A 15571-nucleotide genomic window follows, 5' to 3' on the forward strand; every position below is an offset into this window, starting at 1 on the left:
TTGTCGCTTGCACCGACTGTCGTCTGATAGGCTCGCCAGTCTTCGAAACGCCCTGCGAGACCTTACGCGTGTCCGACGTCATCCTGCGCCTTGCCCTGCCCTCCCCCCTGCGTCGCCTGTTCGACTACAGGGCGCCGGCGAGCATGGCGCACCAGGCACTCACCCCGGGAATGCGCATCCGGGTGCCGTTCGGCCGCCGCGAGATGATCGGCGTGCTGGTGGAGGTCTGCGACCACAGCGAGGTCCCTGCCGACAAGCTCAAACCGGCCAGCGCCCTGCTCGACCCGGTTTCACCGGTGCCGGCGCCGCTGTTCAAGCTGTGCCTGTGGACGGCCCAGTACTACCAGCACAGCCTCGGCGACACCCTGAGCTGGGCCTTGCCCACCTTGCTGCGCCAGGGCGAGCCGGCCGAGATGCGTCAGGAGCGCTTCTGGCACATGGCCCCAGGTGCCCGCCTGGAAGACCCGCGCATCGCCCGCGCACCGCGCCAGCGGGACGCCCTCAGAACGCTGGCGCAACACCCGCACGGCGTTGCGCACAGCCTGCTGAGCAAGCTCAACCTTAACAAGGACAGCCTTGACCTGTTACTGGCCAAGGACTTGGTTCAGCTCGAAGTACGCCGCCACCTGCCAGATCAACGCCATGAGCACTGGCTGGCCCAGCCGGAACTGCCGCTCAACGAAGAACAGCGAGTGGCCTTCGAGGCCGTGCGCGATGGCTTTGGCAGCTTCAATGCGTTCCTCCTGGCCGGCGTTACCGGCAGCGGCAAGACCGAGGTCTACCTGCAACTGATCCGCGAAACCCTGGAAGCCGGCAAGCAAGCGCTGGTGCTCATCCCGGAAATCAACCTCGGCCCGCAAACCCTGGCGCGTTTCGAACAGCGTTTCAACGCACGCATCGCCTTGGTGCATTCGGCCGTCAATGACCGCGAACGCCTCGACGCCTGGCTGGCGGCGCGAGATGGCGAGGCGGATATCATCATCGGCACGCGCTCGGCGCTGTTCACTCCCATGAAGAACCCGGGCCTGATCATCATCGACGAAGAACATGACGGCTCTTATAAGCAGCAGGAAGGCCTGCGCTACCACGCCCGCGACCTGGCGATGGTGCGCGCTCACCAGGAGAACATCCCGATCCTGCTCGGCTCGGCCACCCCTTCGCTGGAAACCCTGCACAATGCCCTGACCGGCCGCTACCGCCTGCTGCGCATGAACCAGCGCGCAGGAGGTGCGCGCCCGCCACGCATGCTACGCCTGGATGTGAAAAGCCTGCCGCTGGACAGCGGCATCAGCGGCCCGCTGCAACAGGCCATCCGCCAGACACTGGAAGCAGGCCAGCAGGTGCTGGTTTTCCTCAACCGCCGCGGTTTCGCCCCGACGCTGCTGTGCCACGACTGCGGCTGGCTCAGCGAATGCCCGCGCTGCGATGCCCGCATGACCGTGCATCAGCGCGCCGGCGTACTGCGCTGCCACCATTGCGGGTACGACGAACGCCTGCCGCACCAGTGCCCCAAGTGCGACCATGTCGACTTGCGCCCGGTAGGTGCAGGCACCGAGCGCGCCGAGGAACGTCTGAAGGTACTGTTCCCCGATTACCCGATCCTGCGGGTCGACCGCGACAGCACGGCGCGCAAGGACGCGATGCACAATTTGTTCAGCACCATTCAGCGCGGCCAGCCGAGCATCCTGGTCGGGACGCAGATGCTGGCCAAGGGGCATCACTTTCCGCGGGTGACCTTGGTCGCGATTCTCGATGCTGATGGCGGGTTGTTCTCCGGCGACTTCCGCGCCACCGAGCGCATGGCCCAGCTCATCGTGCAGGTCGCCGGGCGCGCGGGGCGTGCCGAGGAACCCGGCAAAGTGGTCATCCAGACGCACCTGGCCGACCACCCGCTGCTGGTGCAGTTGACCGAGCAAGGCTACTTCGCCTTTGCCGAACAGGCGCTGGACGAGCGCCGCGCCGCTGGCCTGCCACCGTATTCCCACCTTGCCCTGCTGCGCGCCGAAGCGCACAAGCCAGGGCAGGCCGAAGGTTTTCTCGACGAAGCCTGCAGCGCCGCGCAGCGGCTGGTGACCGAGCAGCGCTTGCCCGGCATTGAACTGTTGGGCCCGGTGCCTGCTCCGATGGAGCGCAAGGCCGGGCGCTTCCGTGCGCAATTGCTGATACAGGCCGAAACCCGGGCACCGCTGCATCGACTGATCAGTGCCTGGTTGCTAGTGTTGGAGCAGCTTCCAGGCGGGCGGCAAGTACGCTGGTCGCTGGATGTCGACCCGGTCGACCTATATTGAGCTGTAAGCTGCAAGCTACAAGCAAGAGCAAGAGCAAGAGCAGGCCGGGCGATGGCGTTTGTTCTTGCAGCTTGAAGCTTGCAGCTCAAAGGTTGGCAACCCGGCCCCAGCAACGGATAATGCCCAGTTTTTCCACCTGCGCACCCAGGCGCTCCACCGCGCTAGCGGTCGAAAAGAGATCCCCATGAAAGACACCATTCGCCAGCTGATCCAGCAAGCCCTCACCCAACTCGTCACCGACGGTGTGCTGCCTGAAGGGCTGTCGCCGGCGATCCAGGTGGAAAACGCCCGGGACAAGACCCACGGCGACTTCGCCAGCAACATCGCAATGATGCTGGCCAAGCCGGCTGGCATGAAGCCGCGCGACCTCGCCGAAAAGCTGATTGCAGCCCTGCCGGCCAGTGCCGACATCAGCAAGGTCGAGATCGCAGGCCCAGGCTTTCTGAACTTCTTCCAGAACACCGACGCCCTGGCCAACCGCCTGGACGCCGCCCTTGCCGATGCGCACCTGGGTGCGCGCAAGGCTGGCCCTGCGCAGAAGGTGGTGATCGACATGTCGGCACCGAACCTGGCCAAAGAGATGCACGTCGGCCACTTGCGCTCCACCATCATCGGTGACAGCGTCGCCCGCGTGCTGGAGTTCCTGGGTGACCAGGTCATCCGCCAGAACCACGTGGGCGACTGGGGTACTCAGTTCGGCATGCTGCTGGCCTATCTGGAAGAAAACCCGATCACCAGCGACGAGCTGTCCGACCTGGAGAACTTCTACCGCGCCGCCAAGAAGCGCTTCGACGAGTCCGAAGAATTCGCCACCCGCGCTCGCGGCCTGGTGGTCAAGCTGCAGGCCGGCGACCCTGAGTGCATGGCGCTGTGGACGCGCTTCAAGGACATTTCGCTGTCGCACTGCCAGAAAACCTACGAGCTGCTCAACGTCAAACTGACCATGGCCGACGTGATGGGCGAAAGCGCCTATAACGCCGACCTCGCCAACGTGGTTGCCGACCTCAAGGCCAAAGGCCTGCTGGTCGAGGACCAAGGCGCCCAGTGCGTGTTCCTCGAAGAGTTCAAGAACAGCGAAGGCGAGCCGCTGCCCGTGATCGTGCAGAAGGCCGACGGCGGCTACCTGTACGCCACCACCGACCTGGCTGCCGTGCGCTACCGCAGCAATGTGCTCAAGGCCGACCGCGCGCTGTACTTCGTCGACCAGCGCCAGGCACTGCACTTCAACCAGGTGTTCGAAGTGGCGCGCCGCGCCGGTTTCGTCGGCCACCCGATGCAAATGGAACACATGGGCTTCGGCACCATGAACGGCGCCGATGGCCGCCCGTTCAAGACCCGTGACGGCGGCACCGTGAAGCTGATCGACCTGCTCACCGAGGCCAAGGAACGTGCCTACGCACTGGTCAAGGAGAAAAACCCGAGCCTGGCCGAGGACGAATTGCGCCACATCGGTGAAGTGGTCGGTATCGGCGCGGTGAAATACGCAGACCTGTCCAAGCACCGCACCAGCGACTACAGCTTCAACTTTGAGCTGATGCTCAACTTCGAAGGCAACACCGCGCCCTACCTGCTGTACGCCTACACCCGCGTGGCCGGCGTGTTCCGCAAGCTGGGCAAGGGCTTTGACGAGGTGGAAGGCCGCATCGTCCTGCAGGCTGCACACGAGCAGGACCTGGCTGCACGCCTGGCGCAATTCGGCGAGATCCTCAACAACGTCGCGGACAAGGGCACCCCGCACGTGTTGTGCACCTACCTGTACGACCTGGCTGGCCTGTTCTCCAGCTTCTACGAGAATTGCCCGATCCTCGCCGCCGAAACCCCCGAGCAACAGCAGAGCCGCCTGCGCCTGGCAGCCCTGACGGGTCGCACCCTCAAGCAAGGTCTGGAACTGCTCGGCCTGGAAACCCTGGAGCGCATGTAAGTTGGCTGCCAAGAAAAAACCAGCTCCCAAGCGCGGTGCAAGCCGCACCCAGGCACCGGCCAAACAGCCGATCCCCGGCTGGATATGGCTGGCAGTCGGCCTGACGGTCGGCGCCTTCATCGTCTTCCTGATGAAGCTCGAGCCTGGCGGTGGCGATATCAAGCGCGCCAAGCCCGAGCAGCAGAAGCACGAGAAAGTTGCCGAGACGGGCAAATCAACCGCGGCCGCTACGCAGCAGCCGGTAAAGCCCAAGTATGACTTCTACACCCTGCTGCCCGAGTCGGAAGTGATCGTGCCGCCAGAAGCCGTGCCTGAGAAGACGCCGCCTGTCCCAGCCCAGCCGGTCACCCCGGTCACACCTGCCGAAGCGGCGAAAATCGATACCGCGCGCGCCCAGGCTGCACTGTTGGGCCAGACGCCACCCCCGGCTCCGCCAGTGATCAAACCTGCGGCTACCACGCAGTACTTCCTTCAGGCCGGCTCGTTCCGCAAACAGGCCGACGCCGACAAGGTGCGGGCGCAGATCATCCTGTTGGGCCAGACGGTGAAGGTGGAGTCGGGCACGGTCAAGGATGAAACCTGGTACCGCGTGCTGGTCGGCCCATACAGCAACCGTGAGCAGTTGACCGGTGCGCAGAAGCAACTGGCCGGAGCGGGGTTCAGTAACCTGCTACTGCAGCAGCGGCAGACCCGCCAGTAACGAATAAGGCCTTGTCGCTCAGCGTGACAAGGCCTTTTTTTGTGCTCAACGGCGTTCAGCGTTGGCTTGGGAAACCTGGCTGTTCAGCGTCCAGAAGTCATACAGCACACCCACCAGGAACAGGCCACCGGTGAAGAAGTAGATGATCGCGGTGATCCACTTGCCCTGGTACAGGCGATGCACGCCAAAGATGCCGAGGAAGGTCAGCAGTACCCAGGCAATGTTGTAGTCGATGCGCCCAGACTGAAAACGCAAGTCAGCCTCGCGGTCCATCGACGGGATCAGGAACAGGTCGATCAGCCAGCCTATGCCAAGCAGGCCCAGGGTGAAGAACCAGATTGTTCCGGTGATCGGCTTGCCGTAGTAGAAACGATGCGAGCCCGTGAAGCCGAAAATCCACAACAGATAGCCGATGACCTTGCTATGGGTGTCGTGAAACGGCGCCCCTTGTTCATAACTGTTCATTCATAGCCCCCATGGGTTAGCCGAAAATTTTCTAAAAAAAAATGTGACTTTTGCGTCGCCGGCCGACGTACGGCAGCATGACAATCGACAAACGGATCAGAAATTGATCAAAAAGCTGTTATAAAGTTGCGCGCCAATACCAAAACTTCACAAGAGCTTCATCTATGCCGCCTTTGTTCAAGACATGGCTGACCCTCTGCCTATTATTGCCCCTGGCCGCCCACGCCACCAACCGTGAGCAACGTCTTCCCAACGGTTTCACCGGCTATACCACCAATGCCACGGTGAAACACGTGCCCAGCAAGCACACCGCCTTGCGTGCACGCGCCAACAACGCTGGCCAGGTGCCAGTGGCTGCCATGTCGCCGAAACAGAGCAGCGACGTGCTCAGCCGCGCCGTGAATGTGCTCGGCACCCCTTATGTTTGGGGCGGCAGCAGCCCTAAAAAAGGCTTCGACTGCAGCGGGCTGGTCAAGTACGCCTTCAATGACGTGGCTGATGTCGACTTGCCGCGCACCTCCAATGCCATGGCAAAGGGCCACGGCGTGAAGGTGGCCAAAAGCGATCTCAAGCCTGGCGACCTGATCTTCTTCAACATCAAGAGCCGCCGCGTCAACCACGTAGCCATCTACCTGGGCAACGATCGCTTCATCCATGCACCGCGCCGCGGCAAGCGGGTAAGCATCGACAACCTGAGCAAGCCTTACTGGCAGAAGCACTATGTCGTGGCCAAGCGAGTGTTGCCGAAGGCGCCGCAGCAGTTGGCCCTGGCCAAGCGCTGACCTGGCAAGGCAACCGATGGATTGCTGGGGCCACTGCTACACGGCCCCGATCAACCCTTGGGTCTTCAATCGCTGCAACGCCCCCTCCATCGTCCGCATGCCCTGCGCAGCACCCGCCTGCATCACCGAATTCAATTGCGCCATACGCCCCTCGCGGATCAGGTTACGCACCGCAGGCGTTCCCACCAGCACCTCCCGGGCAGCCACCCGCCCACCCCGCACACACTTGACCAGCACCTGCGCCACAACCATACGCAGCGACTCCGCCAACATCGCTCGCACCAGCGGTTTCTCCTCGGCGGCAAACACCTCCACCAGCCGGTCGACACTGCCAGCAGCCGAGCGCGTATGCACCGTTGCCAGCACCAGGTGCCCGGTCTCCGCAGCCCGCAACGCCAGGCGAATCGTCTCCAGGTCGCGCAATTCGCCTATGACGATCACATCCGGGTCCTGACGCAGCGCGCTGCGCAGCCCTTGGGAAAAGTCGCGGCAATGCCGACCGATTTCTCGCTGATTGATCAGGCTTCGCTGGCTGTTGTGGATAACTTCGACAGGGTCCTCGAGGGTGATGATGTGCAAGGACCGCTGCCGGTTCAGCTGATCGATCAGCGTCGCCAAGGTGCTGGATTTTCCACTGCCGGTAGGCCCGCCGAGCAGAATCAGGCCGTCAGTCCACTGTGCAACAGACCGAAACACATCTTCCAGGTCAAGCTCGTCGAGCGTCGCAATCCGCTTTGGGATCAAGCGAAAGGTGGCCGCCGGGCCATTCAACTGGCGGAACAGGTTCAGGCGAAAGCGCCCGAGCGAGGGCAGCTCCAGTGCCAGGTCCTGCTCATCACCTTGCGCCCACTGCTGGCGCCGGCACTCATCGAGCAGCGGCGCCATGGCATCGGTCAACGCCGCTGGCGTCAAGTTCGGTAGCGCCATGCGCCGCAGCTCACCATCCACGCGCAGCATCGGTATCTCGCCCGCGGCCAGGTGCAGGTCACTCGCCCCTGCATCGCCAGCCCGGGCCAACAGGTCAGTCACGTCCATGAGACTCCCCAACAGCCATCAAGCAGGTAGAATGCCGCTGACTCCTGAGCCAACGGCATCGATCCATGTCCACCATAGCAGACAACCTTTGCGCCCTTGCCGCCCGTATCGATAGCGCAGCCAAGGCCGCTGGACGCGACCCGGCCAGCCTTCAGTTGCTGGCCGTCAGCAAGACCAAACCGGCCAGTGCCATCCGCGAGCTGCATGCCGCAGGTGTATGCGATGTCGGTGAAAACTACCTGCAGGAAGCCCTGGCCAAGCAGGAGGACCTGCGGGACTTGCCCTTGATCTGGCACTTCATCGGCCCCATTCAGTCGAACAAGACCAAAGCAATTGCCGAACATTTCGACTGGGTACACTCCGTGGACCGCCTGAAGATCGCCCAACGCCTGTCTGAACAACGCCCCCCAGGCCTGCCGCCTCTGAATATCTGCCTGCAGGTGAATGTCAGCGGCGAGGACAGCAAATCGGGGTGCGCCCCCGAGGACCTGCCGGCACTGGCCAATGCCGTGGCCGCACTGCCCAACCTGCGCCTGCGCGGGCTGATGGCGATCCCCGAACCCAGCGAGGACCGCGCCGAGCAAGAAGCCGCCTTCGCTAGCCTGCGCCAGCTGCAGGAGGGCCTGAATCTTGGCCTGGACACCCTGTCCATGGGCATGAGCCACGACCTGGAAGCTGCGATCGCGCAGGGTGCGACCTGGGTGCGTATCGGCACCGCCCTGTTCGGCGCCCGCAGCTACGGCCCCGCCTGATTCCATGCTTTACTCACTCTTTCCATCAAGGACCTGACATGAGCAAGACACGTATTGCCTTCATCGGCGCCGGCAACATGGCTGCCAGCCTGATCGGCGGCCTGCGCGCCCAGGGCCTGGACGCCACGCAGATCCGCGCCAGCGATCCAGGCGCCGAAACCCGCACCCGGGTCCAGGCCGAGCACGGTATCGAGGTATTCGAAGACAACGCACAGGCCATCGCCGGGGCTGACGTGATCGTCCTGGCAGTCAAACCGCAGGTGATGAAAACCGTCTGCGAGGCCCTGCAGCCGAACCTGCAGGATGGCCAGCTGATCGTTTCGATTGCCGCCGGCATCACCTGCGCCAGCCTGCAGGCCTGGCTCGGCGCCCGCCCGGTAGTGCGTTGCATGCCCAACACGCCGGCCCTGCTGCGCCAAGGCGTAAGCGGGCTGTATGCCACCGCCGAAGTGACCAGCACACAGCACCAGCAGGCCGAGCAGCTGCTATCGGCCGTCGGCACCGCCTTGTGGCTTGAGCATGAACACCAGCTCGATGCCGTTACAGCTGTCTCGGGCAGCGGTCCGGCCTATTTCTTCCTGCTGATCGAAGCCATGACTGCGGCCGGCGAGAAGCTTGGCCTGCCACGCGAAACCGCTACCCAGCTGACCCTGCAGACCGCACTGGGTGCCGCGCACATGGCGGTGGCCAGTGACGTTGACGCCGCCGAGCTGCGTCGCCGGGTCACTTCGCCAGCCGGCACCACAGAGGCCGCAATCAAGTCGTTCCAGAGCAACGGTTTCGAAGCCATCGTCGAGCAGGCACTGGCAGCCGCGGCGCAGCGTTCTGCCGAGCTGGCCGAGCAATTGGGCAAATAAGGAGTATTAGATGAATGCATTGTCGGGCGCCGCGATCTTCGTGGTGCAAACCCTGGTCAGCCTGTACCTGGTGATCGTCCTGCTGCGCTTCGTGCTGCAACTGGTCAAAGCCAACTTCTACAACCCGCTGTGCCAGTTCGCGGTGCGCGCCACGCAGCCGCTGCTCAAACCGATCCGTCGCATCATCCCAAGCGTCGGCGGCCTCGATACCTCGTCGCTGCTGCTGGCGGTGGTGATCCAGGCTCTGCTGATGGGCTTTGTGCTGATGGTGACCTACGGCACCTTCGGTGATGTGCTGCACCTGCTGATGTGGGCGATCATCGGCATCACCTCGCTGTTCCTGAAGATTTTCTGGGTCGCGATGATCGTCATGGTGATCGTGTCCTGGGTCGCGCCGAACAGCCACAATCCTGCGGCCGAGCTGGCCTACCAGATCAGCGAACCCGTGCTGGCGCCGTTCCGCCGGATCGTGCCCAGCCTGGGCGGCATGGACATTTCGCCGATCTTCGCCTTCATCGCGATCCAGGTGCTGCAATCGTTTGTCATGCCACCGCTGGCAGCCTATGCCGGCATGCCACAGGAACTGTGGCGGATGATCTGAGCCCTGTTGTTCCCGGCGGCAAGCCTTTGCTTGCCGCTGGGGGTAGCGCTCTTTAGACTTACGCCTCCGTCAAGCGTGAGCAGGGTCGATGTCCACTGTCCTTCCCGAAGATTCCGTCGGTCTGGTTACACCGCAAACAGCCCGGTTCGATGAACCGCTGGCCCTGGCCTGTGGCCGTTCTCTGGCCAGCTACGAGCTGGTCTACGAGACCTATGGCAGCCTGAATGCCAGCGCAAGCAATGCTGTGCTGATCTGCCATGCCCTGTCTGGCCATCACCACGCGGCCGGCTACCACGCCACCACCGACCGCAAGCCCGGCTGGTGGGACAGCTGCATCGGCCCTGGCAAGCCGATCGACACCAACCGTTTCTTCGTGGTCAGCCTGAACAACCTCGGTGGCTGCAACGGCAGCACCGGCCCCAGCAGCGTCAACCCCGCCACCGGCAAGCCGTATGGCGCCGATTTCCCGGTACTGACCGTTGAAGACTGGGTACACAGCCAGGCACGCCTTGCCGATCGCTTGGGCATCCGGCAGTGGGCGGCCATTGTCGGCGGCAGCCTCGGCGGCATGCAGGCCCTGCAGTGGACCATGACCTACCCCGACCGCGTGCGCCACTGCGTCGATATCGCCTCGGCACCAAAGTTGTCGGCCCAGAACATTGCCTTCAACGAAGTGGCGCGCCAGGCCATCCTCACCGACCCCGAATTCCACGGCGGCTCGTTCCAGGACCAGGGCGTGATCCCCAAGCGTGGCCTGATGCTGGCGCGTATGGTCGGGCATATCACCTACCTGTCCGACGACTCGATGGGGGAAAAGTTTGGCCGGGAGCTCAAGAGCGACAAGCTCAATTACGACTTCCACAGCGTCGAATTCCAGGTCGAGAGCTACCTGCGCTATCAGGGCGAAGAGTTCTCTGGCCGCTTCGACGCCAACACCTACCTGCTGATGACCAAGGCGCTGGATTACTTCGACCCGGCGGCGGCCAATGGCGGCGACCTGGCCGCGACCCTGGCCCACGTCACAGCCGACTACTGCATCATGTCGTTCACCACCGACTGGCGTTTCTCGCCGGCCCGCTCGCGCGAGATCGTCGATGCCCTGATGGCGGCACGCAAGAACGTCTGTTATCTGGAGATCGACTCTCCTTACGGGCACGATGCCTTCCTGATCCCCACGCCTCGCTACATGCAGGGTTTCGCGAACTACATGAACCGCATCGCCATCTGAGGACAGCATGAGAGCCGACCTGGAAATCATCCACGACTGGATTCCCGCCGGCAGCCGGGTACTCGACCTGGGCTGCGGCAGTGGCGAGCTGCTGGCTTCGCTGCGTGATCGCAAGCAGGTCACCGGCTACGGCCTGGAGATCGACCCCGACAACATCGCCGCCTGTGTGGCCAAAGGCGTCAACGTCATCGAGCAGGACCTGGACAAGGGCCTGGGCAACTTCGCCAGCAACAGCTTTGACGTAGTGATCATGACCCAGGCCCTGCAGGCCGTGGAGTACCCCGACCGCATCCTCGACGAGATGCTGCGGGTAGGCCGCCAGTGCATCATCACCTTCCCCAACTTCGGCCACTGGCGTTGCCGCTGGTACCTGGCGACCAAAGGCCGCATGCCGGTTTCGGACTTCATGCCGTACACCTGGTACAACACCCCGAACATCCACTTCTGCACCTTTGCCGACTTCGAACAGCTGTGCCATGAGCGCCGCGCCAAGGTCCTGGACCGCCTGGCCGTCGACCACTTGCACCGCAATGGGTGGGGCGGCCGGCTTTGGCCTAATCTGTTAGGGGAAATCGGCATTTACCGCGTCAGTAGCCCCGGCCTGCAGGAGCACCAGCTCGCGGTCTGACGCCCAGCAGAGGAATCGCACCATGCGTCGCCTAGCCCTGTTTCTGATCAGCTTGTGCCTGGCGCTGCCGGTACTGGCTGCCGATGCCGCCAAACCCGAGCGCAAGGAAGTGTTCGGCGACGTGACGGTGCACTACAGCGCCTTCACCTCCAGCATGCTGCAGCCGGACATTGCCGCCGCCACTGGGCTTGTCCGCAGCAAGAATCAGGGGGTGCTCAACATCGCCGTGCTCAAGGCCAGCAAACCCGCCATGGCGGTGGTCAGCGGCACGGTAAAAGACCTCACCGGGCGCAGCAACCCACTGTCGTTCAAGCAGATTACCGATCGAGGCGCGATCTACTACATCGCCCAGTTCAAGATCCAACAGGCCGAGACGCTGACCTTCGACCTGAATGTCGAAACCGGTGGGGTCAGCCATAAACTCAGCTTCAACCAGGAAGTGTTCCCAGGCGAATGATGAATCTCCAGCAACTCGTATTGGCCAGCCACAATGCCGGCAAACTCAAGGAACTTCAGGCCATGCTCGGCCAGACCGTGCAACTGCGCTCGATTGGTGAGTTCAGCCAGGTAGAACCCGAAGAAACCGGCCTGTCGTTCGTCGAGAACGCCATCCTCAAGGCGCGCAATGCTGCACGCATCTCCGGGCTGCCCGCGCTGGCCGACGACTCTGGCCTGGCGGTCGACTTTCTCGGTGGCGCGCCGGGCATCTACTCGGCGCGCTATGCCGACGGCAAGGGCGATGCGGCAAACAACGCCAAGCTGCTCGAAGCACTCAAGGATGTACCGCAAGATCAGCGCGGCGCCCAGTTCGTCTGTGTGCTGGCACTGGTACGCCACGCCGACGATCCACTGCCCATCCTCTGCGAGGGCCTTTGGCATGGGCGCATCATGTTCGAAGCCAGCGGCAATCAAGGCTTTGGCTATGACCCGCTGTTCTGGGTGCCTGAGCGCAACTGCTCGAGCGCCGACCTCGCGCCTGCCGACAAGAACCAGCTCAGCCACCGCGCCCGCGCCATGGCCCTGCTGCGCCAACGTCTGGGCCTGGCATGATCGAATTGTTGTCCACCCAGCCGCGCCAGCCTGGCGTGGCGGGTTTCGCCACGTTGCCACCTTTGGCACTGTACATCCACATTCCGTGGTGCGTGCGCAAATGCCCTTACTGCGACTTCAACTCCCATGCAGCTGGGCCTGAGCTTCCGGAAGAGGCCTATGTCGATGCCCTGCTGACCGACCTAGACCAAGAGCTGCCTGCGGTTCAGGGAAGGCCAATTTCGTCGATCTTCTTCGGCGGCGGCACCCCTAGCCTGTTCAGCGCCAATGCCCTTGGCAGGTTGCTGCGCGGCGTGGAGCAACGCATCCCCTTCGCGCCGGACATTGAAATCACGCTGGAAGCCAACCCAGGGACGTTCGAGCAGGAGAAGTTCAAGGCGTACCGGCAGACGGGCATCAATCGCCTGTCGATTGGCGTGCAAAGCTTCCAGCCGGCCAAACTGCAGGCGCTTGGGCGCATCCACAATGGCGACGAAGCCATTCGCGCAGCGGGCATGGCCCGGGCGGCCGGCTTCGACAACTTCAACATGGACCTGATGCACGGCCTTCCCGATCAGTCACTGGACGATGCGTTGGGCGACCTGCGCCAGGCCATCGACCTGGGGCCAACGCACCTGTCCTGGTACCAGCTGACCGTGGAGCCGAACACGGTATTCTGGAACCAACCACCTGAACTGCCCGAGGACGACATCCTTTGGGACATTCAGGAGGCCGGCCAGGCACTGATGGCGGCGCACGGCTACAAGCAGTATGAGGTTTCGGCCTATGCCCAGGCGGGGCGTGCTGCCAAGCACAACCTCAATTACTGGCGCTTTGGCGATTTCATCGGCATCGGAGCCGGCGCCCACGGCAAGCTGACCTTTACCGACGGCCGTATCCTGCGCACCTGGAAAACCCGCCTGCCCAAGGACTACCTGAACCTGGCCAAGCCGTTCAAAGCCGGCGAAAAGCTGCTGCCGGTGGACGAGCTGCCGTTCGAGTTCCTGATGAACGCGCTGCGCCTGACCGATGGCGTAGAAGCCGAGCTGTTCAGCCAGCGTACCGGCTTGCCACTGACGCAACTCGCCGAGGCCCGCCGCGCCGCCGAACAAAAAGGCCTTTTGCAGGTCGAACCGGATCGGTTGGTGGCCACGGCACGCGGCCAGTTGTTCCTCAATGACCTGCTGCAGTATTTCTTGACCTAAGGATGACCCATGGATCTGGTACTTGACCTGCTGGCAACGGTTTCCCGCTGGAGCCGTAGCAACCTGTCTGAGATTTCGCTGGCCTTGGTGGGCTGCCTGCTGGTGCTGTTTGGCACCGATATCAAGGGCTGGGTGGAACAACGGCTGGGCGGCCTGGCAGGTGCCCTGCGGGTTCCGTTCATGGCGCTGCTGGTGATGATCGGCAGCGGCGCGGCGCTGATCTATGCCACGCCGTGGGTGGTGAAGGGGCTGAGCCAGTTCAACAACTACGCGCTGGCGCCGGTGCTGTTGGTGGTGCTGGTGTTGATTGGCGTGGTCGCTGATCGGCGGGGGTAAAGCTGACTGACTGGAAGCTGCCCCGCAAAACCAGGGCAGCTCTACCACTCGACTGCCCTTTGCAGGGAGTCACCGAGGCGGTCAGGCATGCCCCTCGGCCTTGATTACAAACAAGCCCCGGAGGGCTTGCATAGGCGGCTCAGCGCAACATCGAAAGGCTCAAACAGCCAATCAACCCACCTTCTCGAACTTCAAATCCCAAACCCCATGCCCCAAGCGCTCACCACGGCGCTCGAACTTGGTGATTGGACGTTCTTCGGGACGCGGCACATAAGCCCCGTCCGCTGCAAGGTTCCGGTACCCCGGCGCCGCGCTCATCACTTCCAGCATGTATTGGGCATACGGCTCCCAGTCAGTGGCCATATGGAATATGCCACCCGGTTTGAGCTTGCGACGCACCAGCTCGGCGAACTCCAACTGCACGATACGACGCTTGTGGTGGCGCGCCTTGTGCCATGGGTCAGGGAAGAACAGCATCAAGCGGTCGAGGCTGTTATCGGCCACACAGCGGTTGAGCACTTCGATGGCGTCGCAATCGTACACCCGCAGGTTCTTCAGGCCCTCGGTCAGCACGCCGTTAAGCAGCGCGCCGACACCCGGGCGGTGCACTTCAACACCGATGAAGTCTTGCTCAGGTGCGGCAGCGGCCATCTCCAAGAGGGAATGGCCCATGCCGAAACCGATCTCCAGGGTGCGTGGCGCCGAACGGCCGAACACCTGGTCATAGTCCACCGGGCTTTCGGCCAGCGGCAGGATATACAGCGGGCCGCCCTGGTCCAGGCCGCGTTGCTGGCCTTCGGTCATGCGCCCGGCGCGCATCACGAAACTCTTGATGCGGCGGTGTGGACGCGCTTCGCCGTCGGTGGTGATCGGCGTATCTTGCGATTCAGTCATCAGTAGCTCTTACTTGATCAGACCATCCAGCGGCGAAGACGCGCTGGCATAGAGTTTCTTCGGCATGCGCCCGGCGAGGTAGGCCATGCGCCCGGCGACGATTGCGTGTTTCATGGCCTCGGCCATCAGCACGGGCTGCTGGGCGTGGGCGATGGCCGAGTTCATCAGCACCGCTTCACAGCCCATTTCCATGGCGATGGTGGCATCGGAGGCGGTACCCACGCCTGCATCGACCAGCACCGGCACCTTGGATTCTTCCAGGATGATCTGCAGGTTGTACGGGTTGCAGATGCCCAGGCCAGTGCCGATAAGGCCGGCCAGCGGCATGACCGCGATGCAGCCTGCTTCGGCCAGCTGACGGGCAATGATCGGGTCATCGCTGGTGTAGACCATCACGTCGAAGCCGTCCTTGACCAGTACTTCGGCGGCCTTGAGGGTTTCGATCACGTTGGGGAACAGGGTCTTCTGGTCTGCCAGGACCTCCAGCTTGACCAGGTTATGGCCGTCGAGCAGTTCACGGGCCAGGCGGCAGGTGCGCACCGCTTCGACGGCGTCATAGCAGCCGGCGGTGTTCGGCAGAATGGTGTAACGGTCCGGTGGCAGCACATCGAGCAGGTTCGGTTCGCCCGGGTTCTGGCCGAGGTTGGTGCGGCGCACGGCGACAGTGACGATTTCGGCGCCCGAGGCCTCGATGGCCAGGCGGGTTTCTTCCATGTCACGGTATTTGCCGGTGCCGACCAGCAGGCGCGACTGGAAAGTGCGCCCGGCCAGGGTAAAGGGCTTGTCGCTACGAACGTTGCTCATCAAAGATCCTCTGGAAAAGGTTGCTGGGCTTGCAGGTGAATCGCCA

17 protein-coding genes are annotated in these 15571 nt (G+C 63.1%); 13 read left to right on the forward strand and 4 right to left on the reverse strand.

Annotated elements, in window-relative coordinates:
- Positions 1-68 precede the first annotated feature (68 nt).
- From ACMGGN_RS20555 to ACMGGN_RS20565, 3 genes are all read left to right on the forward strand, one after another.
- Positions 69-2288 (forward strand): primosomal protein N', encoded by a 2220-nt coding sequence (locus ACMGGN_RS20555; protein WP_414156253.1) that lies wholly within the window; start codon positions 69-71, stop codon positions 2286-2288.
- A gap of 184 nt (positions 2289-2472) precedes the next feature.
- The gene (gene argS / locus ACMGGN_RS20560; RefSeq protein WP_115273369.1) at positions 2473-4209 is read left to right on the forward strand and encodes an arginine--tRNA ligase; all 1737 of its coding nucleotides are present in this window, start codon (positions 2473-2475) and stop codon (positions 4207-4209) included.
- Position 4210: 1 nt separating this feature from the next.
- On the forward strand, positions 4211-4909 hold the full coding sequence (locus ACMGGN_RS20565) for an SPOR domain-containing protein (RefSeq protein WP_414156254.1): 699 nt from the start codon (positions 4211-4213) through the stop codon (positions 4907-4909).
- Between the two features lie 45 nt (positions 4910-4954).
- Here ACMGGN_RS20565 and ACMGGN_RS20570 read toward each other — a convergent pair whose 3' ends face one another.
- On the reverse strand, positions 4955-5374 hold the full coding sequence (locus ACMGGN_RS20570; RefSeq protein ID WP_039602507.1) for an NINE protein: 420 nt from the start codon (positions 5372-5374) through the stop codon (positions 4955-4957).
- Between the two features lie 164 nt (positions 5375-5538).
- On the opposite strand from ACMGGN_RS20570, the gene ACMGGN_RS20575 reads away from it, so the two are divergent.
- Complete coding sequence (locus tag ACMGGN_RS20575; protein WP_046787044.1) at positions 5539-6156, forward strand: C40 family peptidase; 618 nt, start codon at positions 5539-5541, stop codon at positions 6154-6156.
- Positions 6157-6192: 36 nt separating this feature from the next.
- Here ACMGGN_RS20575 and ACMGGN_RS20580 read toward each other — a convergent pair whose 3' ends face one another.
- Positions 6193-7191: a type IV pilus twitching motility protein PilT gene (locus ACMGGN_RS20580; RefSeq protein ID WP_281870200.1), complete on the reverse strand. Its 999-nt coding sequence runs from the start codon at positions 7189-7191 to the stop codon at positions 6193-6195.
- Between the two features lie 65 nt (positions 7192-7256).
- Here ACMGGN_RS20580 and ACMGGN_RS20585 point away from each other — a divergent pair, with 65 nt between their 5' ends.
- The 9 genes from ACMGGN_RS20585 (at position 7257) to ACMGGN_RS20625 (ending at position 13827) form a co-directional block, all read left to right on the forward strand.
- A complete protein-coding gene (locus ACMGGN_RS20585; protein WP_046787042.1) occupies positions 7257-7943 on the forward strand; it encodes a YggS family pyridoxal phosphate-dependent enzyme in 687 nt (228 codons plus the stop codon).
- A 38-nt stretch (positions 7944-7981) separates the two neighbouring features.
- Positions 7982-8800, forward strand: coding sequence for a pyrroline-5-carboxylate reductase (gene proC, locus ACMGGN_RS20590; RefSeq protein WP_196997346.1), 819 nt, complete (start codon positions 7982-7984; stop codon positions 8798-8800).
- A 10-nt stretch (positions 8801-8810) separates the two neighbouring features.
- On the forward strand, positions 8811-9401 hold the full coding sequence (locus ACMGGN_RS20595; RefSeq protein WP_046787040.1) for a YggT family protein: 591 nt from the start codon (positions 8811-8813) through the stop codon (positions 9399-9401).
- An 88-nt stretch (positions 9402-9489) separates the two neighbouring features.
- Positions 9490-10629: a homoserine O-succinyltransferase MetX gene (gene metX / locus ACMGGN_RS20600; RefSeq protein WP_012312311.1), complete on the forward strand. Its 1140-nt coding sequence runs from the start codon at positions 9490-9492 to the stop codon at positions 10627-10629.
- Positions 10630-10636: 7 nt separating this feature from the next.
- Positions 10637-11257 carry a methionine biosynthesis protein MetW gene (gene metW, locus ACMGGN_RS20605; protein WP_012312310.1) on the forward strand — a complete coding sequence of 207 codons (621 nt, stop codon included), beginning with the start codon at positions 10637-10639 and terminating at the stop codon, positions 11255-11257.
- A 22-nt stretch (positions 11258-11279) separates the two neighbouring features.
- Entirely contained in the window at positions 11280-11714 is a 435-nt protein-coding gene (locus ACMGGN_RS20610) for a DUF4426 domain-containing protein (RefSeq protein WP_046787038.1), read from the forward strand.
- The gene (gene rdgB / locus ACMGGN_RS20615) at positions 11711-12307 is read left to right on the forward strand and encodes an RdgB/HAM1 family non-canonical purine NTP pyrophosphatase (protein ID WP_174141019.1); all 597 of its coding nucleotides are present in this window, start codon (positions 11711-11713) and stop codon (positions 12305-12307) included. The genes ACMGGN_RS20610 and rdgB overlap by 4 nt, the downstream gene beginning before the upstream one ends.
- Positions 12304-13491 carry a radical SAM family heme chaperone HemW gene (gene hemW, locus ACMGGN_RS20620; RefSeq protein ID WP_414156255.1) on the forward strand — a complete coding sequence of 396 codons (1188 nt, stop codon included), beginning with the start codon at positions 12304-12306 and terminating at the stop codon, positions 13489-13491. Before rdgB ends, hemW begins: the two co-directional genes overlap by 4 nt.
- A 9-nt stretch (positions 13492-13500) precedes the next feature.
- Positions 13501-13827, forward strand: a complete 327-nt coding sequence (locus ACMGGN_RS20625) for a DUF3392 domain-containing protein (RefSeq protein WP_003257821.1) — start codon at positions 13501-13503, stop codon at positions 13825-13827.
- 171 nt (positions 13828-13998) lie between these two features.
- On the opposite strand, the gene trmB is transcribed toward ACMGGN_RS20625, so the two are convergent.
- Positions 13999-14721: a tRNA (guanosine(46)-N7)-methyltransferase TrmB gene (trmB, locus tag ACMGGN_RS20630; protein WP_115273364.1), complete on the reverse strand. Its 723-nt coding sequence runs from the start codon at positions 14719-14721 to the stop codon at positions 13999-14001.
- 9 nt (positions 14722-14730) lie between these two features.
- Positions 14731-15525 carry a thiazole synthase gene (locus ACMGGN_RS20635; RefSeq protein WP_008092966.1) on the reverse strand — a complete coding sequence of 265 codons (795 nt, stop codon included), beginning with the start codon at positions 15523-15525 and terminating at the stop codon, positions 14731-14733.
- Between the last annotated feature and the right edge of the window lie 46 nt (positions 15526-15571).

The organism is Pseudomonas sp. BNK-30 (assembly GCF_047456185.1).
Taxonomy (GTDB): Bacteria; Pseudomonadota; Gammaproteobacteria; order Pseudomonadales; family Pseudomonadaceae; genus Aquipseudomonas; species Aquipseudomonas putida_E.

What these genes read in the sequence shown, in the direction of transcription:
- metX (WP_012312311.1), top strand. Translation starts at nt 9,490, where the DNA reads ATGTCCACTGTCCTTCCCGAAGATTCCGTCGGTCTGGTTACACCGCAA.
- argS (WP_115273369.1), top strand. Translation starts at nt 2,473, where the DNA reads ATGAAAGACACCATTCGCCAGCTGATCCAGCAAGCCCTCACCCAACTC.
- ACMGGN_RS20610 (WP_046787038.1), top strand. Translation starts at nt 11,280, where the DNA reads ATGCGTCGCCTAGCCCTGTTTCTGATCAGCTTGTGCCTGGCGCTGCCG.
- hemW (WP_414156255.1), top strand. Translation starts at nt 12,304, where the DNA reads ATGATCGAATTGTTGTCCACCCAGCCGCGCCAGCCTGGCGTGGCGGGT.
- rdgB (WP_174141019.1), top strand. Translation starts at nt 11,711, where the DNA reads ATGATGAATCTCCAGCAACTCGTATTGGCCAGCCACAATGCCGGCAAA.
- ACMGGN_RS20575 (WP_046787044.1), top strand. Translation starts at nt 5,539, where the DNA reads ATGCCGCCTTTGTTCAAGACATGGCTGACCCTCTGCCTATTATTGCCC.
- proC (WP_196997346.1), top strand. Translation starts at nt 7,982, where the DNA reads ATGAGCAAGACACGTATTGCCTTCATCGGCGCCGGCAACATGGCTGCC.
- trmB (WP_115273364.1), bottom strand. Translation starts at nt 14,721, where the DNA reads ATGACTGAATCGCAAGATACGCCGATCACCACCGACGGCGAAGCGCGT.
- ACMGGN_RS20585 (WP_046787042.1), top strand. Translation starts at nt 7,257, where the DNA reads ATGTCCACCATAGCAGACAACCTTTGCGCCCTTGCCGCCCGTATCGAT.
- ACMGGN_RS20580 (WP_281870200.1), bottom strand. Translation starts at nt 7,191, where the DNA reads ATGGACGTGACTGACCTGTTGGCCCGGGCTGGCGATGCAGGGGCGAGT.
- ACMGGN_RS20595 (WP_046787040.1), top strand. Translation starts at nt 8,811, where the DNA reads ATGAATGCATTGTCGGGCGCCGCGATCTTCGTGGTGCAAACCCTGGTC.
- metW (WP_012312310.1), top strand. Translation starts at nt 10,637, where the DNA reads ATGAGAGCCGACCTGGAAATCATCCACGACTGGATTCCCGCCGGCAGC.
- ACMGGN_RS20570 (WP_039602507.1), bottom strand. Translation starts at nt 5,374, where the DNA reads ATGAACAGTTATGAACAAGGGGCGCCGTTTCACGACACCCATAGCAAG.
- ACMGGN_RS20635 (WP_008092966.1), bottom strand. Translation starts at nt 15,525, where the DNA reads ATGAGCAACGTTCGTAGCGACAAGCCCTTTACCCTGGCCGGGCGCACT.
- ACMGGN_RS20625 (WP_003257821.1), top strand. Translation starts at nt 13,501, where the DNA reads ATGGATCTGGTACTTGACCTGCTGGCAACGGTTTCCCGCTGGAGCCGT.